The 22346-nt window shown below is 40.2% G+C and carries 20 protein-coding genes and 1 riboswitch; of the genes, 18 read left to right on the top strand and 2 right to left on the bottom strand.

The annotated features are described in order from the left end of the window. Nucleotides 1-547: 547 nt before the first annotated feature. The 5 genes from PR725_RS17810 (at nucleotide 548) to pgl (ending at nucleotide 5081) form a co-directional block, all read left to right on the top strand. Nucleotides 548-1516 (top strand): Gfo/Idh/MocA family protein, encoded by a 969-nt coding sequence (locus PR725_RS17810; RefSeq protein WP_272569921.1) that lies wholly within the window; start codon nucleotides 548-550, stop codon nucleotides 1514-1516. 14 nt (nucleotides 1517-1530) lie between these two features. Beyond that, nucleotides 1531-2733: a DegT/DnrJ/EryC1/StrS family aminotransferase gene (locus PR725_RS17805; protein WP_109910962.1), complete on the top strand. Its 1203-nt coding sequence runs from the start codon at nucleotides 1531-1533 to the stop codon at nucleotides 2731-2733. Next, on the top strand, nucleotides 2730-3158 hold the full coding sequence (locus tag PR725_RS17800; RefSeq protein ID WP_004909135.1) for an NUDIX hydrolase: 429 nt from the start codon (nucleotides 2730-2732) through the stop codon (nucleotides 3156-3158). Before PR725_RS17805 ends, PR725_RS17800 begins: the two co-directional genes overlap by 4 nt. Before the next feature lie 31 nt (nucleotides 3159-3189). After that, a complete protein-coding gene (locus PR725_RS17795; protein ID WP_109910963.1) occupies nucleotides 3190-3984 on the top strand; it encodes an inositol monophosphatase family protein in 795 nt (264 codons plus the stop codon). A gap of 116 nt (nucleotides 3985-4100) precedes the next feature. After that, nucleotides 4101-5081 carry a 6-phosphogluconolactonase gene (gene pgl / locus PR725_RS17790; protein WP_123382144.1) on the top strand — a complete coding sequence of 327 codons (981 nt, stop codon included), beginning with the start codon at nucleotides 4101-4103 and terminating at the stop codon, nucleotides 5079-5081. 205 nt (nucleotides 5082-5286) lie between these two features. Here pgl and bioA read toward each other — a convergent pair whose 3' ends face one another. Continuing rightward, entirely contained in the window at nucleotides 5287-6555 is a 1269-nt protein-coding gene (gene bioA / locus PR725_RS17785; protein WP_196719762.1) for an adenosylmethionine--8-amino-7-oxononanoate transaminase, read from the bottom strand. Between the two features lie 93 nt (nucleotides 6556-6648). Here bioA and bioB point away from each other — a divergent pair, with 93 nt between their 5' ends. The 5 genes from bioB to uvrB all read left to right on the top strand — a co-directional run bounded on the left by bioB (nucleotide 6649) and on the right by uvrB (nucleotide 12922). Continuing rightward, entirely contained in the window at nucleotides 6649-7686 is a 1038-nt protein-coding gene (bioB, locus tag PR725_RS17780) for a biotin synthase BioB (RefSeq protein WP_117162177.1), read from the top strand. After that, entirely contained in the window at nucleotides 7686-8843 is a 1158-nt protein-coding gene (gene bioF, locus PR725_RS17775; protein WP_117162176.1) for an 8-amino-7-oxononanoate synthase, read from the top strand. Before bioB ends, bioF begins: the two co-directional genes overlap by 1 nt. Then, a complete protein-coding gene (gene bioC / locus PR725_RS17770; protein ID WP_109910968.1) occupies nucleotides 8821-9606 on the top strand; it encodes a malonyl-ACP O-methyltransferase BioC in 786 nt (261 codons plus the stop codon). The genes bioF and bioC overlap by 23 nt, the downstream gene beginning before the upstream one ends. Continuing rightward, nucleotides 9599-10276 (top strand): dethiobiotin synthase, encoded by a 678-nt coding sequence (bioD, locus tag PR725_RS17765; RefSeq protein ID WP_109910969.1) that lies wholly within the window; start codon nucleotides 9599-9601, stop codon nucleotides 10274-10276. The genes bioC and bioD overlap by 8 nt, the downstream gene beginning before the upstream one ends. Nucleotides 10277-10903: 627 nt before the next feature. Beyond that, nucleotides 10904-12922 carry an excinuclease ABC subunit UvrB gene (gene uvrB, locus PR725_RS17760; protein ID WP_211888872.1) on the top strand — a complete coding sequence of 673 codons (2019 nt, stop codon included), beginning with the start codon at nucleotides 10904-10906 and terminating at the stop codon, nucleotides 12920-12922. A 213-nt stretch (nucleotides 12923-13135) separates the two neighbouring features. Here the strand turns inward: uvrB and PR725_RS17755 are convergent, their stop codons facing one another. Next, on the bottom strand, nucleotides 13136-14044 hold the full coding sequence (locus tag PR725_RS17755; protein WP_004909155.1) for a gluconeogenesis factor YvcK family protein: 909 nt from the start codon (nucleotides 14042-14044) through the stop codon (nucleotides 13136-13138). Nucleotides 14045-14335: 291 nt separating this feature from the next. Here PR725_RS17755 and PR725_RS17750 point away from each other — a divergent pair, with 291 nt between their 5' ends. From PR725_RS17750 to PR725_RS17715, 8 genes are all read left to right on the top strand, one after another. After that, on the top strand, nucleotides 14336-14833 hold the full coding sequence (locus PR725_RS17750) for an RNA polymerase sigma factor (RefSeq protein WP_272569919.1): 498 nt from the start codon (nucleotides 14336-14338) through the stop codon (nucleotides 14831-14833). A gap of 2 nt (nucleotides 14834-14835) precedes the next feature. Beyond that, nucleotides 14836-15777 carry a FecR family protein gene (locus PR725_RS17745; RefSeq protein ID WP_272569918.1) on the top strand — a complete coding sequence of 314 codons (942 nt, stop codon included), beginning with the start codon at nucleotides 14836-14838 and terminating at the stop codon, nucleotides 15775-15777. 134 nt (nucleotides 15778-15911) lie between these two features. Further along, nucleotides 15912-18578 (top strand): TonB-dependent hemoglobin/transferrin/lactoferrin family receptor, encoded by a 2667-nt coding sequence (locus PR725_RS17740; RefSeq protein WP_272569917.1) that lies wholly within the window; start codon nucleotides 15912-15914, stop codon nucleotides 18576-18578. A 432-nt stretch (nucleotides 18579-19010) separates the two neighbouring features. Next, nucleotides 19011-19150: riboswitch (molybdenum cofactor riboswitch) on the top strand. Continuing rightward, a complete protein-coding gene (moaA, locus tag PR725_RS17735) occupies nucleotides 19140-20120 on the top strand; it encodes a GTP 3',8-cyclase MoaA (RefSeq protein WP_109910973.1) in 981 nt (326 codons plus the stop codon). (Overlaps the previous riboswitch by 11 nt.) Nucleotides 20121-20144: 24 nt before the next feature. Beyond that, the gene (gene moaC, locus PR725_RS17730; protein WP_109910974.1) at nucleotides 20145-20621 is read left to right on the top strand and encodes a cyclic pyranopterin monophosphate synthase MoaC; all 477 of its coding nucleotides are present in this window, start codon (nucleotides 20145-20147) and stop codon (nucleotides 20619-20621) included. After that, nucleotides 20621-20866: a molybdopterin synthase sulfur carrier subunit gene (moaD, locus tag PR725_RS17725; protein ID WP_004909166.1), complete on the top strand. Its 246-nt coding sequence runs from the start codon at nucleotides 20621-20623 to the stop codon at nucleotides 20864-20866. The genes moaC and moaD overlap by 1 nt, the downstream gene beginning before the upstream one ends. Nucleotide 20867: 1 nt before the next feature. Beyond that, nucleotides 20868-21320: a molybdopterin synthase catalytic subunit MoaE gene (moaE, locus tag PR725_RS17720; protein WP_004909169.1), complete on the top strand. Its 453-nt coding sequence runs from the start codon at nucleotides 20868-20870 to the stop codon at nucleotides 21318-21320. A 133-nt stretch (nucleotides 21321-21453) separates the two neighbouring features. Then, nucleotides 21454-22161, top strand: coding sequence for a Bax inhibitor-1/YccA family protein (locus PR725_RS17715; RefSeq protein WP_109910975.1), 708 nt, complete (start codon nucleotides 21454-21456; stop codon nucleotides 22159-22161). Nucleotides 22162-22346: the final 185 nt, after the last annotated feature.

Below are 22346 nucleotides of genomic sequence, written 5' to 3'. Positions count from 1 at the left end.
GGTGTCATTTTTTACAGTTAAAGCGAAATTAAACTAATAGCTGCGATAAATTGTAGATAATATTAATTGGCATTGTTAAATCTAGCTGTTGTTGAGGTTGTCTGTCAGAGACAGATATTCCATATTGTTTAGGTAGATACTTTTGATGTGAAAAGCTCAATATCGACTATGATTTTAAAATTTTAAGATAATGAGGCGTTTTTTTAGTAAATTGCAGAATTGAAATTTCGAACGCTCAAAAAGTTGTTAGCATGGACTCATACTACATTGAAGTGATTTGTGGCGAAGGTTATTTAGATAGTATTTAGCATCTTGCTAGTAAGAATAAAGGGTTTATTGTGGTAGCCAATAAAACTTTGATGTTACATTAAAAAATCAAGTTGAAATAATATACTTCGTTATTTGTTAAAAATAAACAAGCATAATATAAAAAGTAATTTTCTTAGATTGTTTTCTTTGTAAAATATTAACTAATATGCATGTCGTTTTAAATTGAAAATAAATTTCATGCGAAATAGTTGGGCCATTAATATGGGGATTTAATTATATGAGGTTGGCGATAATTGGATGTGGGAATATTGTAAGAAAGGAACACATACCTGCATTATGTAATTTGGGGGTGAGTATTAGTGCGCTGTGTGATATATCGATAAGTAATATTTATAAAACAAAATTATTATTAAATTACAGTCCTCCTACTTATTTATGTTATCGTAAAATGTTCGATGAAATTGAGCCAGATACAATTATTATTGCTCTTCCTCATGAGTTATATGAAAATGTAATTTTTTATTGCTGTAAAAATAATATAACAATAATAAAAGAGAAGCCATTTGCTTTAAATGTCATGCAGGCGAAAAAATTAAAGAATTTAATAATTAAAAATGATATGAGATTTTTTACTGTTTGTCAAAAGAGATATACGTTAGCTTATGAAAAACTGAAAGAATATTTAATCTCAACAGAAGAAAAAGTCTCCCAAATAGAAATAAGATACACTATTCCTAGTAAAAATCCAAATAGTGACTGGAGAAGCAGTCATGCGAGTTCTGGTGGTGGTGTTTGGTTGGATATGGGCTATCACATTGTAAATTTAGTAAACTATTTATTTGATGGAAATGAAATTAATGTTAATTACTCTAGGTTAATAAATACTTCTTCTGGTGAATATGATGTTGATGATGTTGCTTTTGTAGAGTTACAATGCAGAGATACAATTATTTTTATATATATATCATGCGTAGGATATAAGAAACATGAAGATGTAACGTTAATAAGTAATAATTGTATTATTTATGGAAATGAAAATATAGTTCAGGTTAAGTCAAAGAAACAAAAAATAATAAATGAATTTAATTTTATTAATGCACTTGAGTCACCATTTGTTCGTATGTATCGAGAGCTTTTTTTCAGTGATTCTCAAGACAGTTTCAATAGTAACTTAGTCAGTTCACTTGCCGTGACCGATATTTTAGAAATTGCTTTCAAAGAAAGTGGTTATAAAGCGATAAAATAAAAAGGAATGGAAGTATGATGAAATCAAAATACTGTAAGTTTAGTCATCCAATTATTACAGATGAAATTAAAGATAGTGTTAATAGGCAACTTTTTGAAGATATCTCAATTTATGATAATGGTGGAATTTACGAGCGCCTAGAAAGTACATTTAAAGAAATTTTTGATGTAGAAAATGCAATTGCTGTTAATTCTGGTACTACAGCATTATTTTCCATGTTTTATGGTGCTGGTATAGGCCGAGGGGATGAAGTAATAGTCCCTAGCTATACATTCTTTGCTACATGCTCTCCACTCCACCAGCTAGGCGCTGAGCTAAAATTTGCAGACTGTGGGGATAATGGCAATGTAGATCCAAAATCCGTAGAAGCCCTGATTAGCGATAAAACAAAAGCGGTGATTATTACACATATGTGGGGGATACCGTGTGATATGGATGAACTGATAGATATATGCGAACGACACGAAATTCTTTTATTAGAAGATAGTTCTCATGCACATGGAGCAACTTGGGATGGCAAAATGATTGGGAGTTTTTCTGATGGTTCTGCTTGGAGTTTTCAGGGTAAGAAAATACTAACTTCAGGCGAAGGTGGCTTCTTTGCCACTAAGCATCGTGAATTCTACGAACGAGCTGTGTTAGTCGGGCATTTTAATAAGCGTGCAAAAAAGGAAGTGAACACTGATAGTTTAAGAGATTTTGCTATTACAGGGACTGGCCTTAATTTACGAATGCACCCACTTGGTGCTTCGGTTGTTATGCCTCAGATGCTAAACTTTGAGCAGATGATGCAAGAAAAAAGGGAAACTGCTCATTTATTGAAAACTGGAATTGAGCAGATCGATGGTTTAAAGATAGTTCGCATTCCTAAAAAAGCGAACCCAGCTTGGTATGCCATGCCAGTTATGTTTGATCAGTCTAAATTTTCAATTGGTCTGCATGAATTCGTAGATATATTAAACCAAGCTGGTGCACTTGAGGCTGATATACCTGGCTCAACGTGCCCTATCAATGAATATTCTCTCTTTCACTCACCAAATAAAATCTCTCGTGACTATGGTGAGAAAATTCGAATTAATAAAGCTTATTTCGGAAATGCTATAAAATTTCACAATAGTATGTTTAAGTTGGATATTTGGTACGGAGAAGAGCGTTTCAATTTTATTGATAATTATTTATCAATCATTTCATCTGTTGCAGAGAAGTATCGAAGATGATAGAAAAATATATCCCTCATTCAGTCATGTCCAAACTTAAAAACTATGATCGTGTTGTTGTAGGCGGTTTAATCAAAGCTGGACATGATTCAAAAATTCTTTTTTTGAAGCGTTCAGAAGGCGAGTTCATGCCAAATGTATGGGAAATTCCTTCTGGTGGCATGGAGTGTGATGAAGATATGCAGACAGCGCTTAGTCGTGAAATCGCAGAAGAAACCGGAATGATAATTATTGAAATTTCTGGGTTTTCCGGTGCGGTTGAGTACCAAGCAATGGGCCAACGTTGTATCCAATTAAACTTTAATGTTTCATGCTCTGGTCATGTTTGTTTAAGCTCTGAGCACTCAGATTTTGCATGGTCTACTGTTGAATCATTCAAGGGAAATCTTGATCGTTTTATGTTGAGAACGTTAGGGTTGCAATGAGTTACCAAAAAGCTAGTTAAGGAGTTCTACAGTGTTAAATATTGCTTTAGAAGCCGCGAATACTGCTAGTAAATATTTACTAAAAGGTTTTTACGAAGCTGGTACATTTACCAGAAAAATAGATAACACCATTGTTACCGCTACAGATCTTAAAGTAGAAAATGTGATAAGAGAAGTACTTCAGGCGAGAACTCCACATATTCCTATTTTAGGGGAGGAGTTCGGAACAAATATTGAAGGTGAATTTTCTACCGGATGGATAATAGATCCTATTGATGGAACACGAGCATTTTTGTATGGCGTTCCATTATTTAGTACGTTAATTGCTTATGTTGAAAGTGGCATTCCCCTTGTCGGAGTTATATCATTTTCCGCTATTGATTCTATATATTATGCATCGTTAGGGAACGGGTGTTGGTCTAAAAAAGGTGATCTTGCACCAAAACGGATATGCACTCAGATAAAAAAAACGAAAAAATTAGGCGAAGCTGTTGTTTCGATATCAGGTATACACAGTACCAATTTTGATAACAGAGAAGGTAACAAAGCTTACAATCTATCAAATGTCGTTAATTCTGCTCAAGATATGGTTTTTATAAATGATTGTTATCAGCATTTAATGGTAGCAGCAGGAAGGATCGATTGTGCTATTGATACGTTAATGAAACCATGGGATATCGCGGCTATTTTACCTTGCCTTACTGAAGCTGGAGTTTATTATGCAAACATTAATGGTAATAAAACAAACGTGATCAATGGGGGAAGTTTGGTGTCAGCATCCTCCTCTGAGTTATTGGATGAATTAATTGTAGCTTTAAATTCATGACGCTGAACTTTGGCGCTATTTACTCACTGTGATTTGCATAATATAGGGTATAGTGAAGCCAATGTAGTGGACTATAGATACGGTTTTGTATTTTTATCATGAATTAAGGAGTCAGGATGAATCAGGTTGTTTATATTGCGAGCCCCGAGAGTCAGCAAATTCACGTATGGTTGATGAATGAGGTTGGGGAACTTACTCTTTTACAAACAGTAAAAACACCAGGCCAAGTGCAACCTATGGTATTAAGCCATGATAAAAAATACCTTTATATTGGTGTGCGCCCGAATTTTCGTGTCGTAACCTATGAAATTGAAGGCAAAGGGACACTGCGTTTAAAAGCAGAAACATCCGTTCCGGGAACGCCAGTTCACTTATCATTGGATAACACGGGCAAATATTTATTTGTTCCTTCATATCATCAACATAATCTATCAGTTCTGACTATCAATGATGAAGGTGTACCAAACCAAGTCGTTCAAGTGATTGAAGGATTGCAAAATCCACATTCGTCTCATGTTGATGTTGATAATCAACAGCTTTGGGTGCCTTGCTTAGGTGAAGACCATATCCGTTTATTCGATTTACATGAAAATGGTTATTTAACCGAAGCAACTGCAGACCAAATTACTACGGCTGAAAAATCTGGCCCTCGTCATCTGGCCTTCCATCCGACTGAAAAGGTCATTTATTGTGTGAATGAGTTAGATTCAACGGTAGGCGTATATCGTAAATTCACTCGCTATCGTAACATGCAAACTTTGGCAAATTACCCATTAGGTAACGAAAGCCAGCGCTGGGCTGCCGATATCCATATTACGCCAGATGGCCGCCATTTATATGTTAGTGAACGTTCTGAAAGCTACCTCAGCCACTATCTGGTTTCTGATGACGGTTGCGAGCTAACATTAGAAGCACGTTACCCAACAGAGACGCACCCAAGGGGCTTTAATATTGATGCGACAGGTCGTTTTTTAATTTCCAGCGGGCAAAAATCAGACCACGTTTCAGTTTCTGAAATTGACCCGATTACGGGAAAATTGCGTTTATTAGCACGCTATGGGGTAGGGAAAGGACCTATGTGGGTCACTATCCTTTAATCTTCGTCATACTTCGAGCTATAGCGGTGTTGGCTTCACTCGGCTACTTGGGTCACATACTGGTGTATGCTCCCCAAGATATCCTCGATTGCCGCCTTGCTATAACTCGAATTATTTAGAAGATTCTCTAGTTAAAAATCTACTTAAAAATCTAGTTAAAAATCTAGTTAAAAAATCGACTTAGATTAAGATTGAATTTATTGAGTTACCCCAACACTTTTGCCATCGTATTCGTCACGTTGCTCAGTTGCTCTGGGGTGATGATGTACGGTGGCATTACATAAATCAGTTTGCCGAATGGGCGAACCCAAACACCATTTTCCACAAATACTTTTTGCAAAGCCGCTGTGTTTACAGGTTTCTTCATTTCAATCACGCCAATTGCACCTAGAACTCTCACATCTGCTACGCTAGGATGGGATGCTAATGGTGTTAGCTCAGTCTTAAGTTGTTGTTCAATAGTGGTAATTGTTGTTTGCCAAGGGCTATTGAGCAGCAAAGTCAGGCTAGCATCTGCAACGGCACAGGCAAGTGGGTTGCCCATAAAGGTCGGCCCATGCATAAAACAACCCGCTTCCCCATTGCTAATAGTTTCTGCAACGTGGCGGGTTGTGATCGTTGCCGAAAGGGTCATATAACCACCGGTTAATGCCTTTCCTAAACACATAATATCCGGTGATATATTTGCATGATGGCAAGCAAACAATTTGCCCGTACGACCAAACCCCGTAGCGATTTCATCGGCAATTAATAATAGACCATATTGATCGCATAAATGGCGAACTCCCTTTAAATATTCAGGGTGATAGATGCGCATTCCACCAGCGCCTTGAACAATCGGTTCAAGGATGATCGCTGCAATTTCATGGCTATTTTCGGCAAGTTGTACCTCAAGAGGGTGCAAATCTGCACTATCCCATTCATCGTAAAAACCGCATTGTGGGGCTTCCACAAAAATATGCGGAGGTAAATACCCCTTATACAGGCCATGCATTGAATTATCAGGGTCACAAACGGCCATCGCACCGAAGGTATCACCATGATATCCATGACGTAATGTGAGGATCCGTTGACGCTTTTCCCCTTTGGCTTGCCAATATTGCAATGCCATTTTCAGAGCAACTTCAACCGCCACTGACCCTGAATCGGCAAGAAAGACGCATTCTAGCGGCTCTGGCGTGATTGCTACCAACTGTTTGCATAGGTTCACTGCGGGTGGGTGCGTAATTCCGCCAAACATCACATGGGACATTTTCGCTAATTGCGTTGTGACCGCTTGGTTTAATACAGGATGATTATAACCATGAATGGCTGCCCACCATGAAGACATCCCATCAATTAATTTTTTCCCATCGGCCATGATTAGCTCAGCTCCATGGGCTTCAACAATCGGATAAGCCGGAATTGGCTGGCTCATCGAGGTATAAGGGTGCCAAATATGTTTGGCATCAAATTGAATATCTACGTTATCCATTTGCTATCATCGTCAACTTTTTTATCTCATTTTAGTTGACATGATAATCACAATATTTAAACTGGCAACAACTTTTTCAACTGGAGCGTTTCCGTGAGCCAATTAAAACAGTGGACAATAAAACAAGCTAATGAACTGTTTTCAATGCCTTTTTTTGAACTATTATTTCAGGCACAGCAAATTCATCGCCAACATTTCGACCCCCAGCAAGTGCAAGTCAGCACTTTGTTATCAATTAAAACTGGAGCTTGCCCTGAAGATTGTAAGTATTGCGCGCAAAGCGCCCGCTATAAAACAGGGCTAGAAACTGAAAAATTAATGGAAGTTCAGCAAGTTCTGGAATCGGCGAAAAAAGCAAAACAAGCAGGTTCAACTCGTTTTTGTATGGGCGCGGCATGGCGTAACCCGAAAGAACGCGATATGCCTTACCTTGAAATGATGGTAAAGGAAGTGAAGTCATTAGGAATGGAAACTTGTATGACTTTAGGGATGATTGATAATTCCCAAGCTCAACGCTTAGCAGAAGCAGGATTAGATTATTATAACCATAACCTTGATACCTCTCCAGAATACTACGGCAATATTATTACGACTCGCAGTTATCAAGACCGCTTAAATACACTCGAAAATGTACGAGATGCAGGGATCAAAGTCTGCTCGGGTGGGATTTTAGGCTTAGGTGAAAAAGTTAGTGACCGAGCGGCCTTATTAGTCCAATTAGCCAATTTACCGAAACCGCCAGAAAGTGTGCCGATCAACATGTTGATGAAAGTTGAAGGCACCCCAATGGCAGATAACGAAGATGTCGATGCATTTGATTTTATTCGTACTATTGCCGTTGCACGCATCATGATGCCAACGTCATACGTTAGGCTGTCTGCAGGCCGTGAATACATGAATGAGCAAACCCAAGCATTATGTTTTATGGCCGGTGCAAACTCCGTATTCTACGGGTGTAAATTATTAACGACGCCAAACCCTGACGAAAACAAAGACTTGGCGCTATTTAGAAAACTGAATATTAACCCTGAGCGTATTGAAACCGACGAAGGGGATAACCATCAAGCTGCTAAGTTAGCCGAAACGTTGTTAACTGCTGATAACGCTCAATTTTATAACGCTGCAGTATAATGACTTGGCAATCATTTATACAAAACCAGATAGCGCAGCGTAAGCAGGCGTCTATCTGGCGTCAACGTCAGTGCATTGATCATGCGAATGGTAGGTCTCTTTATTTTTCCGGAAAAGAATATCTCAACTTTTCATCCAATGACTATTTGGGGTTATCTCACCATCCCCAAGTGGTTGCCGCTTGGCAACGTGGTGCCGATGAATATGGCGTGGGGAGTGGGGGATCGGGACATATCACAGGGTTCACCAAAGCGCATAATAAATTAGAGCAAGCGCTCGCTGGTTGGCTAGGCTACCCAAAAGCCTTATTGTTTATTTCTGGATTTGCTGCGAACCATGCGGTGATCACCGCATTAATGACGGAAAAAGATCGTATCTTAGCGGATAAGCTCAGCCATGCATCGATCATGGAAGCCTCGATTCATTCGGGGGCTCAATTAAGGCGCTTTCAGCATAATAATCCATTATCACTCGAAAACTTAATCCACAAGCCTATTTCGGGAAAAACGCTTGTTGTGACGGAAGGCGTTTTTAGTATGGATGGTGATAGTGCTCCCCTTCAACAATTACAGGAAATAGCAAGAAATCAGCATGCTTGGTTGATGGTTGATGATGCACATGGTATTGGCGTTATCGGAGAACAAGGTCGTGGTAGCTGCTTTGCGAGTGGGGTTAAACCTGAAATTTTAGTCGTAACATTTGGTAAAGCATTTGGTTTAAGTGGCGCAGCGGTGCTGTGTGATGAGCCAACGGCTGAATTTTTCATCCAATCTGCACGCCATTTAATTTATAGCACTTCGATGCCTCCGGCTCAGGCAGTTGCTCTTCTAGCGGCCGTTGAGCAAATTCAGTTCGCAGATCAGGCACGAGAAGACCTTAAGCAACATATTGAATATTTTAGACATAATGCTGATTTTCATGGCATGCAACTGACTGATTCAACGACGGCTATTCAGCCATTAATTGTTGGCGAAAACCAAGCTAGCCAACAGTTAGCCAATTTTTTACGCAACAAAAATATTTGGGTGCAAGCGATTAGGCCGCCAACGGTTCCGCCCGGGAGTGCTAGGCTACGGATCACGTTAAGTGCTGCACACCAACGTCAAGATATCGATCAATTATTGGAGGCTTTACATGACTTTATCGCTCAGTCGTGAAAAGCATAAAATTGCAGCGGCATTTGGCCGTGCAGCTAAAAGTTATGATGCAGTGGCAAGTTATCAACGATCAACAGGAACACAACTCCTTGATCATCTGACTTCAGCCTTAAATCACTCACAATCAACGGCGCCATTGCATATTTTAGATGCAGGGTGCGGTACGGGCTATTTTAGCTATAAATTGAAAAACCAAGGGCATCGCGTCACTGCATTAGACCTTTCTGTGGGAATGCTTGAAATGGCACAAACGAAAGCCGTGGCCGATCACTATTTATGTGCTGATATAGAATCCATTCCATTAGATTCACAAACCTTTGATGTGGTTTTTTCAAATTTATCGGTTCAATGGTGCCAAGATCTGAGTAAAGCATTAAGCGAATTGTATCGGGTGACAAAACCGGGTGGAGTTGCGGTGTTCACTACGCTTGCAGAGCATTCTCTCACAGAATTATCTTCAGCTTGGCATTCACTTGATGGCTATTCGCATGTGAATTCCTTTCTCAGTGTTCAACAGATACGAAATAGTTGTCAGTCATGGAGACATAAACTTATTTTTCAGAAGGATACACTCTATTTTCCTGAGTTAATAGCGTTGCTCCATTCATTGAAAGGGATTGGCGCGACACATTTGACCACTGGGCGTAAAGCTGGGCTAGTGACTCGCCAGCATTTGCAGCAACTTGCTTTGCTCTATCCAATGACAGAGCAAGGCCTACCTTTAACTTATCATACGGTGTTTGGAGTGATTTACCGTGACTAAAGTGTATTTTGTAACAGGAACGGATACAGAAGTAGGGAAAACCGTTGTAAGTTGTGCTTTACTGCAAGCCGCAGGTTATCAAGGTTTGAACACGGTGGGCTTTAAGCCCGTTGCATCTGGAAGTGAACTCACGGTAGACGGGTTGCGTAATAGCGATGCGTTATTATTACAAGCCAATAGCCGAGTAAAATTACCCTATCAGGTGATTAACCCGATTGTGTTTGAAGCACCCACTTCGCCACATATTATCAGTGAAGAATTAAATCAACCTATTGAATTTTCAATAATCAATCAAGGGTTGGCTTATTTGAAATCTCAAGCTGATTGGTTATTAGTGGAAGGTGCTGGTGGCTGGTATACCCCGTTATCCGTAGAAAAAACGTATGCAGATTGGGTGATTGAACAGCAGTTACCCGTTATTTTAGTGGTTGGTGTTAAGTTAGGTTGTATAAACCATGCATTGTTAACCATGGAATCTATCGAGGCTTCAGGTTTGCCTGTGGCTGGCTGGGTCGCCAATGAAGTTGAACCTGCTGGTCGTTTCCAAGCACAATATTTGCTGACACTTAATCGAATGATTAAGGCACCTTGTTTAGGTGTGATCCCACATCAAGACACTCTTAACGGTGAATTAGGCAGCTATTTAGATCTTTCTTTATTAACTCTTTGATTATATAAAATTTATAAATATTTTACCCCAAGTAAGTCAAGTGCTTGGGGCTGATCAATTGTTAAATAGAGATCCGATCTTTTTTAACGTTCTCAACTGAAATACTGTCAAGTATTTCAGTAAAAATACCACTCAGATCTTAATAAAAAAGATAAAATCTGTTTTTCATCGCAGTTACTACGTAAAAATTTTTTCATTAAACTGCCATCTTTTTGTCATTTAGCCTCCATTGAACAAATCTTAGGGATCTTGTGAATCCATGAGCCTAAAGGGCTTCAAGAGTTATCCACCATTTCTGTGGATAACCTTGTGTATTAACGTTATAAAACAAGTTCTACGCTAGGCGACAAGCGGCTTTGACTTTATTTGATGTGATTCTGGACTTTAAATTAATTTTTAATAAATACAAATGGTTAAATAAAATCAAGTCTTCAATTTGCATTTGAGATACGGCATAAAAATGCAATAGCATAAAATATAAAGTTTCAAAAAGGTCAAGCACTTTTTTGGGGATAACATTTTTATAAACATATTAGAACGGAGAATAACAGAAAATTTAGCTTCAATACTTGAAGCTGGTTTTTTATCCAGTATCATAATGGGAGAAACTAGTTAAGGGGCGTTAATATGAGTAAGGATTTTAAGCTGTATTCTGATTTTCAGCCGGGAGGGGACCAACCCGAAGCCATCCATAAGTTAAGGGAAGGGCTACAAGATGGACTTGCTCATCAAACCCTATTAGGGGTAACGGGGTCTGGTAAGACGTTCACTATTGCCAACGTTATTGCGCAAGAGAACCGGCCTACCATGTTAATGGCGCATAATAAAACCTTAGCGGCACAGCTTTATAGCGAAATGAAAGCCTTCTTCCCAGACAACGCTGTGGAATATTTCGTTTCTTACTATGACTATTATCAGCCTGAAGCTTACGTCCCAAGCTCCGATACTTTCATTGAAAAAGATGCGTCTGTAAACGAACACATTGAGCAAATGCGGTTATCTGCGACCAAGGCCTTACTCGAACGTCGCGATGTGATTGTGGTGGCTTCTGTGTCGGCTATTTACGGTTTGGGTGACCCTGACAGCTACTTAAAAATGATGTTGCACCTAACGGATGGCATGATCATCGACCAACGCTCAATTTTAAGGCGTTTAGCGGACTTGCAATATACGCGGAATGACCAAGCTTTTACGCGGGGGACTTTCCGCGTCCGTGGTGAGGTTATCGACATTTTTCCTGCGGAATCAGACGAGTATGCCTTACGTGTTGAGCTATTTGATGACGAAGTTGAACGGTTGTCATTATTTGACCCATTGACAGGGCAAATACAACATCGTGTTCCTCGTTTCACCGTTTATCCAAAAACGCACTATGTCACACCGAGAGAACGCATTCTTGAGGCAATGGAACAAATTAAGGTTGAATTGGCGGATAGACGAAAAGTATTACTAGAAAACAATAAATTACTGGAAGAGCAACGTATTACTCAACGAACGCAATTCGACTTAGAGATGATGAATGAGCTCGGTTATTGTTCAGGTATTGAAAACTATTCACGCTACTTATCGGGTCGTGCTCCTGGTGAGCCACCGCCGACACTATTTGATTACTTACCCGCAGATGGCTTGCTGGTGGTGGATGAATCTCACGTTACTATCCCGCAAATAGGCGCGATGTATAAAGGGGATCGCTCAAGAAAAGAAACCTTAGTTGAATATGGGTTTCGTCTTCCTTCTGCATTAGATAACCGGCCAATGCGCTTTGAAGAATTTGAAGCCTCAGCTCCTCAAACTATTTATGTGTCGGCAACGCCGGGTAACTACGAGCTTGATAAATCAGGCAATGAAGTGATTGAGCAAGTTGTTAGGCCTACTGGCCTACTTGACCCGATTATAGAAGTCCGCCCAGTTACTACCCAAGTGGATGATTTACTGTCTGAAATCCGTATCCGTGTACAGAAAAATGAACGTGTATTAGTCACTACTTTAACAAAACGTATGGCAGAGGATTTAACGGAATATCTCGAAGAGCACGGTGAGCGAGTGCGTTATCTTCACTCAGATATCGATACAGTCGAGCGTGTGGAAATTATTCGCGACCTGCGACTTGGTGAGTTTGATGTACTGGTTGGGATCAACTTATTAAGAGAAGGCTTGGATATGCCAGAGGTCTCTCTGGTGGCTATTTTGGACGCTGACAAAGAAGGTTTCTTGCGCTCAGAGCGTTCGCTTATTCAAACCATAGGGCGTGCGGCTCGTAACTTAAATGGTAAGGCAATCCTTTATGGAGACAGGATCACCAACTCCATGCAAAAAGCGATTGCAGAAACAGAGCGTCGCCGTGCTAAACAAATGGCGTTCAACGAAGAACATGGAATCGTACCACAAGGTTTGAATAAGAAAATCGGTGATATCCTGCAAATTGGCCACAAAGTGGGTGGTAAAGGAAAAAACCGTACGAAAGACAATGGTAAAAATAATAATTCGGTTGATATCCAATCGATGTCGACAAAAGAGTTGGAGCAACGGATTTCGCAACTTGAAGCGCAAATGTATAAGCATGCTCAAGATCTTGAATTTGAAGCGGCTGCGCGAGTCCGAGACGAATTGCAGGAGATACGCTCTCAGTTTATCGCTAATTCGTAATTTTCCTCATACCTCACGTTGTGGGGGTGTTGGCTACGTTTAGTCACTCGGGTCACATATTTATGTATGCTCCCCGAGCTGCCTTCACTTGCCGCCTACCCATAACGCAAAGTATTTTGAAAATAGATTTTGTGGAAATACGGGAAACAAAGGGCTAATTTTAGGGAAGGTTTTCCGCTGCGGGTATTTAGCAGCGGAATGGCGGTTAGGGGGTTATAACAAGTTGATGGTTTCTTCGATGGCTTGCAGTAACAGCTTTCTATCATGGCGATAGGGAATATCGTCAGCTTCGAGTACCCGTTGAATTATTTTGCGTTCAGGGCTGATATTGCTTGTTTGTGTGCGAGGGCCAAGGATTAACGCATCAATTTTTTGGCAACCAATATAATGCTCCATCATTTTTAGCTTGTCAGGCAAAGACAGGTTTGCTGCTGGGGAGCTAATTTCTTTCGCTAAGTTACCAATATAAATCATCGGGGCTTTACATTCGCGCAGTGCAGCTGCAATTTCATCCAAAAGCAATAATGGCATTAAACTGGTAAAAAAGCTGCCGGGGCCGATAATAATTAAGTCTGCTTGGTGGATAGCCTGTAAGGCTTCTTTCGTTGCCTTTACTGTCGGGTATAAGCGTAATTCTTGCGGGATTTCATGTAAGGCATCAACATTCACCTCACCGTATACTTCATTGCCCATTTCATCGATAGCCATTAAATCAACAGGGGATTCCGACATCGGGATCAACTGCGCATCAACTTTTAGCATATTACGGATAAGATTTATGGCTTCTAACGGACGAACACTTAGGTGGTCTAATGATTTTAACATTAAATTACCTAAATTATGGCCTGAAAGTTCACCATTACCGCTGAAACGGTATTCAAACATCGCAGAAGCAATGGATGGTTCAGTAATTAGCTGATTTAAACAGTTACGCATATCTCCCCAAGCGATCCCGCCTTCAGAGCGACGAATACGGCCTGTTGAGCCCCCATTATCGGTTGTGGTAACAATACCCGTTAAACGAGAACCTAAAGAAGAAAGTGAAGACATCACGCGACCAAGTCCATGCCCGCCACCTAGAGCGACAACATGCCTGAGATCCGCCAGACTGCAATTCGGCATAGTGTTCCTATATCAGTTAATTTTCAGTACTTATAAAAGCAAGTAAACCAGCGAGTTACGAAATGCGTTTTTTACGCTAAGCCCGTTTTATGGCGACTAAAATAAATTGGGCGTTAATCTATCATAAAACATCATTCTTAGCTTAAGTACTGTGACAAAAAACAATAAAAGAGACGATTCTGTATTGATGTGAGTCTTAGAAGGAAAAATGCGCTAGGGAGTTTTCATTTTAAATTATTATCTATATCATGTAAATAATTCTCATTTTCATTATTTATTTTATGGATCAATATGTCTGATTCAGAATTACAGCGCCTGTTTGCTCGCCATTCATCGTCGTTATGCCGTTATCTGAATATGTACCTTAAAGACCATAATTTAAGTATGGATATCACACAGGAAAGCTTTGCTCGAATGGCAGAGTTAATGAAAACATCAACTATTCAAGATTTTGATGCGTATTTGTATCGAATTGCGAAAAACCTGATTGTTGACCACTTCCGGCTACAGAAAAAACAACAATTAATGGCGATCAGTGACCAACAATGGCAAGAGATCCCATCGCGGGTAAAAGGTATTGAAGCCACGGTTATTCATGATCAACAACTTGCACAAATTCAGAAAATTATTCAATCTTTGCCGCCCAGGACTCAGGAGATATTTCGCTTGCATCGAGAAGAAGGATTAGCTCAAACGGAAGTAGCGCAGCGCTTAAATATTTCATTAAGCACAGTCGAAAAACATTTAGCCAATGCATTGGCAATGCTAATTCATAAATGGAGAGACTAGTCATGAAGCCATCTGATAGTCCATCTGAAATTGAAAACAAAGCCGCAATGTGGGTTGTTAAAACCACGCAACGAGAGCTGACGTCGCAAGAAAATGAAGATTTCCAGTCTTGGCTCAATGCGTCAGAGTTACATAAGTCTACATACTATCGTGCACGGCAATTATGGGCATTAACAGCCAATAAACCGCGACAACAAACAGTAGATAACCAACAGGGAATGAATAAAAAGAGGCGGCCTCGCTATATTGGTTTATCAATAGCGGCGGTTGTGCTAGTGAGTGTGTTATCCATGTCAATTTGGTATTTTCAATATACACAGCCAGTGGATTACTATGCGAAAACCGGTGAAATACAGCATATTACCTTACCTGATGGTAGCCGTGTTGACCTCGACAGTGGTGCGCAATTGCAATTAGCGTTTAGCCCGCAGTATCGGCAAGTTAATTTATTACGAGGGCGTGCTTATTTTACTGTTGCACCAAAAACGGATACGGAACCAAGGCCTTTTCAGGTTATGGCGAAAAATGGGATAACTCAGGCACTTGGCACTGAATTTTCAGTTGATAATGAAAATAGCAAAGTGGCAGTCAGTGTTTATCAACACAGTGTAAAGGTGTCACTATTCTCAGGGCAAGAAATGGTCATTCCAGCAGGAAATTTCACTCAATATCAATCAGATATAACGCCTATGACTTCAATGGTCAACTCACATTCTACGGTATGGCGAGAAGGACAAATTATTTTTCAGCAGCAAACCTTTCCGGAGGTTATTGCTGAAATAAATCGATACCGTGACAAGCAAATTATTTTATTGACTGAGGAGCGAGTAGGGCACATTAGTGGTGTATTACAAATTAACACACTTGATAGTGGGGTAACGCATTTGGTGTCATCATATGGCTTATCCGTTTATGAAATCCCATTTTTCACTTTAATATATTGATTATTAATAATTAATATAGATATCGAATAATAATAAATTATTTTTTTAAAATTTATTTACGGGTTTTCCTAATTCCCGCGTCTTAATCTAAGTGATTATGATTTCTATTACCATTATCATTTTAGGGATGGGAAATGACTCAAAAAAAGCACCACTATAAAAAAGCAACAATCTGTGTTCACCTTGCATTATTTACGTTACCTGCATTTTCATTTTTCAATCTAGCACAGGCTAACTCAGCGGTAGCATCCGCACAGCAGGAAATAACATTTTCTGTTGCTGCAGGCTCACTTGAAAATGCTTTGCTGCAATTCGCTCGGCAAGCAAAGGTAGAAATAATCATTCAGAGCCGAGAAATTAATGACTTACAAAGTCAAGGCTTGAAAGGAAGCTTTACGCTACAGGAGGGATTACGTCGATTAATTGGTTCAAACCCTGTGCAATATCAATTACAAAATAACCGAATAACAATAGAGCGTATCGCGCCTATTACCGGTGATTCGGTGATTAAGCTAGATAACATTACCGTCACAGCAAGCCAGATCCAACAAGGGGATTGGGTATATAACAGTCCATCATCTGTCAGTGTAATTAGTAAAAAACAAATTGATGACCGCCCACCAAAGCACATAGCTGATGTGTTAGAGCTAACGACAGGTGTCTATTCGAGTGTTAGCCAACAAGACCCTTCTTTATCTGTGAATATCCGTGGGATACAGGATTATGGTCGTGTGAATATGAATATCGATGGTATGCGGCAAAACTTTCAAAAAAGCGGACATGGGCAGCGCAATGGTTCTATGTATATCGACTCAGAACTGCTTTCTGGGGTGGAAATACAAAAGGGCAATACAAGTGGAATGGGAAGCGGTGGAACCTTAGGTGGTGTGGCGACCTTCAATACAGTCAATGCGTCTGATTTTTTATCAAAAGATAAAACTTTTGGTGGAAAATTACATGCGAGTATGGGGTCAAATAATACTCATTTTATTGGCAGTAGTGTGCTGGCATTAGGGAATGAAAACGCGGATTTGTTATTTGCGGCCAGTGAACGACGTCTTGGGGATTATAAACCAGGAACTCACGGTAATATCGGTAATATTCGAGTCAATAATGGGGCAGGGCATTATGATGAACTTGCGCACCAATTAAAACACACTCGTATTAATGACAGTAATTACCGAATGACCTCTTATTTGGCAAAAGCCGGTTGGAATATAAGTGACGAACAGCGTTTACAATTTAATTACTTAGAAACCAAAGTGGCAACGCCAAATGCAGGAACGCTAACGAATTTAGGTAGCTCGTGGCCTTATAAGCTAGGGTGGAAAAGTAGCGGTTTCAGTGATGTAACAGCCAAGAATTATTCCCTTGATTACACTCAATTTAGCGATAAACCATGGAGCACCGAGCTAAAAGGAAAAGTGTATTTTGTTGATACCAAAGACAATACAGACACCTATTCCACTAGCCAAATTTATAATAATGGCTACCAGATGGACACTCGAGTCAAAACGGTAGGGATACAGCTTGAAAATCATTCAGAAATTGAATTTAACCATAACAATGTATTAAAAGCGCATTATGGTTTGGAAACTTTCCAAGACAAAGCGAGTAGTAGTTCGACACGTGAAGCGGCGAGTGGAGTGACACCGGACGGAAAACGTTCATTGAGCTCACTTTTCACTAATTTGACTTATGAATACGATGATTGGTTAACATTAGAAGGGGGAATGCGTTATGACTATTATTCTCTCAAAGGCCAAACGAGTATGAGTTATGCAGTACTTCCTTATACCAGAGACAATCCATGTACAGGAAGAAGGTTACGTGATTGCAAGGTTGTTATGACGACGGAAAATTGGGATGTTGATAACTCAGAAGGGGCATTTTCACCCCATATTCGTTTAGCGGTACGTCCTAATGTTGAATGGATGGAATTGTTTACCAGTTATGGGCGGTCATGGCGCCCGCCAGCGATTACAGAAACGTTAACCACAGGAAGTGCTCACAGTAGTTCGACTCAATTTCCCAATCCGTATTTAAAACCTGAGCGTTCAAATGCTTGGGAAGTGGGGATGAACATCAATTATCCGCAATTGTTTATCGAAGAAGACCGATTTGTGGCAAAAGTTGCCTATTTTGATACACGTGTAGATAACTACATTAACTTAGCGATTGACCGTAAGAAACCAGGGATGGTTAGCCCTAATATTGGAAATGCTGCTTATAGCAACAACTTGGTTGCGACCCGTTTTAGAGGGGTTGAATATCAACTAAATTACGACGCAGGTTTTGTGTATGCAGACCTGACCTTTACCCATATGATTGGCAAAAATAAATTTTGTTCACATCCTGCATGGCTAGGTGGTGTATTGAAGTATGGCGAAGACGTTGGCCCAGGTAACTGGTATGTTGAGCCAAATGAGGCATCAAATAACCATGTGGATTGTGACAGCAGCGCCATTTTCAGCAGTGCAGCGAACTTACCCGGTGATCGTGGTTCCTTTACATTAGGTGGGCGAGCGTTTGATAGAAAACTCGATGGTGGTGTAGTCGTTCGCTTCACGCCAGGTTTTCAAGACTACTCAGTACAATCAAATTCCCCTTACTTAGCTGACTGGCCTAAATATACATTGATTGATTTATATGCAAGTTATGCTTTAACCGATAATTTAACTATTCGAGGAAATGTCGAAAACTTGACCAATCGGGCGTACGTGGTTAGTTATGGGGAAAGCTTGGCCAATACGTTAGGTAGAGGGCGAACGGTGTCGGGCGGGATAGAATACCGTTTCTAAATATACGTCATACTTTACGCTGTCGTGTTATTGGTTAATAAATTTTGCACCTTACTATTTATTTTTAATTGATATGCCAATTATTCAATTTGAAATATCGGTTTTGATAAGCGTTGAGTGTTGATATTGATAACGTAAACAATTAGATGGGGAGCTTGCTCCCCATTTTAGATCTATATCAATAAATGTTTAATTAAATAATTAGAGATGTTAATCAATTAGTATGAAATTATGTTTTTTAAAGCCATCTAAAATGGAAAATTATCAGTGATAATAATAGCTTCGGTGATTCTATAATATTTTTTGTAAGTCGTTGTATATAATGATATATATCGAATTGCAATTCGCTTTTTCAATTTCTATCGGCTAGAATCCTTACATAAATTAAGTGAACAGAGTGACGCATTTTACAGTTTAAAATCAGTGACTCGGTTCCAAATAAAACTCCTAGCCTTTGCGTCTAAGTTTGAACGACTGAATATGATGCACTGGCCGTGGCCTAGAGCCACCAGGGTGCAAGATAGAAATGTCTGCATCTCCCGTACTTGGAAAGGTGTGATTATGCAGCAACTTGTCGATCAATTTGACCGGAAATTTTACTATCTCCGACTTTCTATAACAGATGTTTGCAACTTTCGTTGCACATACTGCCTACCCGATGGCTATAAGCCAAGCGGTCGTCATGAATTCTTAACACTGGATGAAATTCGTCGTATCAGTACGGCATTCGCAGAATTAGGCACAGAAAAAGTGCGTATTACTGGCGGTGAGCCGACCATGCGCAAAGATTTCAGTGATATTATTGCTGCCATCAATGAAAATGAATCGATCAAAAAAATCGCCGTGACCACTAATGGTTATCGTATGGCCAGAGACGTAAAAGAGTGGAAAGATGCTGGACTGAACGCGATCAATGTGAGTGTTGATAGCCTCGATCCACGTCAATTTGCGGCCATCACGGGACAAGACAAATTCTTTCAGGTGATGAAAGGTATTGATGCTGCTTTTGAAGCTGGCTTTGAAAAAGTCAAAGTGAACGCGGTATTAATGAAAAATGTCAACGATATCGCTTTGAAGTCATTCCTAAACTGGATCAAACATCGTCCTATTCAATTACGCTTTATTGAGTTAATGGAAACCGGCGACGGCAGCGATATTTTCCAACGTTTTCATATTTCGGGTGAAACTATTCGCGAGCGTTTAATTGAAGAAGGCTGGTATATGCTTCCACGTTCCCGAAGCGACGGCCCTGCTCAAGTCTTTAGTCACCCAGATTACCAAGGCGAAATCGGGCTTATCATGCCGTACGAAAAAGATTTTTGCCAAAGCTGTAACCGCTTACGTGTTTCCTCACTAGGAAACCTACATTTATGTTTATTTGGTGAAAATGGCATTCCGCTGCGTGATTTATTGGGTGCAGATGACCAAAACGAAGCGTTAAAAGCCCGCATTCAGCGAGGCTTACACCATAAACGAGAAACCCATTTTCTGCATATGGGTGATAGCGGAATTACACCTAATTTATCTGTAATCGGCGGTTAACTCTTTTTTATTTCAGGAGAAGATATGTCCCAACTGACTCACCTCAATGCGTCGGGCGAGGCGCATATGGTTGATGTTTCAGCCAAAGCTGAAACTGTTCGTGAAGCTCGCGCAGAAGCTTATGTCACTATGAATCCAGCAACTCTAACGATGATTGTTGACGGTAGCCATCATAAAGGCGATGTGTTTGCCACGGCGCGTATTGCGGGTATTCAAGCGGCAAAAAATACCTGGCAGCTTATCCCATTATGCCACCCACTGCTGTTAACCAAAGTTGAAGTGATACTCAAAGCGGAACCTGAGCATAACCGAGTTCGTATTGAAACTTGTTGCCGATTAACAGGGAAAACAGGGGTTGAAATGGAAGCATTAACTGCTGCATCCGTTGCTGCTTTGACGATTTATGACATGTGTAAAGCAGTGCAAAAAGATATGGTGATTGGCCCTGTTCGTTTATTAGAAAAAACAGGCGGTAAGTCTGGACATTTTAAGGTGGAATAATGATCACAGTATTATTTTTTGCTCAAGTACGTGAGCTAGTCGGAACAGAACGCTTAGAACTCACTGACACTTACCAAAAAGTTGAAGATTTACGTCAAGCGCTTTCACAAAAAGGCGATCGCTGGGCGTTGGCACTTGAAGATGGCAAATTACTTGCCGCTGTTAATCAATCATTTGTTTCACTAGACCACCCACTCTCAGAAGGGGACGAAGTGGCCTTTTTCCCACCAGTCACTGGGGGGTGATATGGAAAACACCCATATTGCAGTACAAACAGAAAATTTTAGTGTTGGCGAGCAATATCAATGGCTTGCTCAATGCGATAGTGATGGTGCAGTCGTGACTTTTACGGGGAAAGTGCGTAACCATAATTTAGGTGACAGTGTTGCGGCATTAACACTCGAACACTACCCGGGAATGACAGAAAAAGCGTTAACAAATATAGTTGTAGAAGCAAAAGAACGTTGGCCATTGCAGCGAGTCAGTGTGATCCACCGTATTGGTACCTTACAACCTGGCGAAGAAATTGTTTTTGTTGGGGTGACGAGTGCCCATCGAAATGCAGCATTTCAAGCTGCTGAATTTATTATGGATTACTTAAAAACTAAAGCACCATTTTGGAAAAAAGAAACATTACCTGAAAATGAGCGATGGGTGGAAGCGAAAGAAACCGACGAGGCGTCTGCAAACCGCTGGTAATCGCACTTTTTCCTCTGAAAAATACGAATTTGCTGAATGGTATTGTCAAAAGAATGTGTTAGACTTTGGTTAATTTCTCCGATTACAGTATTTTTACTGGGTCGATTTTTCTTTTAGCGAAAGGGTAACCATCATGGGTCAGTTTGATCAACGTAATGATTCTCTTGTCCAGGGTGCCAATACTGGCGTTCAGGCATTTATGTCGCAAGTATACGGCTGGATGACAGTCGGTCTACTGCTGACAGCTTTTGTTGCATGGTATTCAGTTAGCAGCGGTTTGTACTACACCATTGCAACCAATAAAATTCTCTTTTTTGGAATGATTATTGCTGAGCTCGGTTTAGTGATGGGAATTTCATTCCTACTGCAAAAAATTAGTGGCATGGCAGCAACGGGCATGTTTATGCTCTATTCATTGCTCACAGGCTTAACGATTTCAGTTATTCTTGCTGCGTATACAGGTGAGTCTGTTGCGGGCACATTTGTCATTACCGCGGTAATGTTTGGTGCATTAAGCTTCTACGGCTATACCACTAAACGTAGCTTAACAGGTATGGGTAACTTCCTGTTTATGGCGCTGATTGGTATTGTTGTTGCTTCTTTGGTTAACATCTGGCTGCAAAGCACCATGATGTATTGGGTGATCACATACGGTGGTGTTTTACTGTTTGCTGCTTTAACCGCGTATGACACACAAAAACTGAAAGAAATGGGTTCACAAATTGATGAAAACGACAGAGAAACAATGCGTAAATACTCTATCATGGGTGCATTATCTCTGTATTTAGACTTCATTAACCTGTTCTTAATGTTACTGCGTATCTTTGGCGACCGTCGCTAATTTGGTTGGCATTCCTCATTACTCAGTGAAATGAGGGGATAGCAGTCGTTAAAATTGAAAACCCTTGTTACTTTGGTAACAAGGGTTTTTTGATCTAAATACTATCGTAAAATATGATTTGAATATTATTAGCTCATTTGTAATTCAAGATGTTAATGGTAGTTCCAGCACTTTTAGTTGTACTT

Source organism: Providencia sp. PROV255 (assembly GCF_028478065.1).
Classification (GTDB): Bacteria; Pseudomonadota; Gammaproteobacteria; order Enterobacterales; family Enterobacteriaceae; genus Providencia; species Providencia rettgeri.
This window is presented reverse-complemented; position numbering and strand designations above follow the sequence as displayed.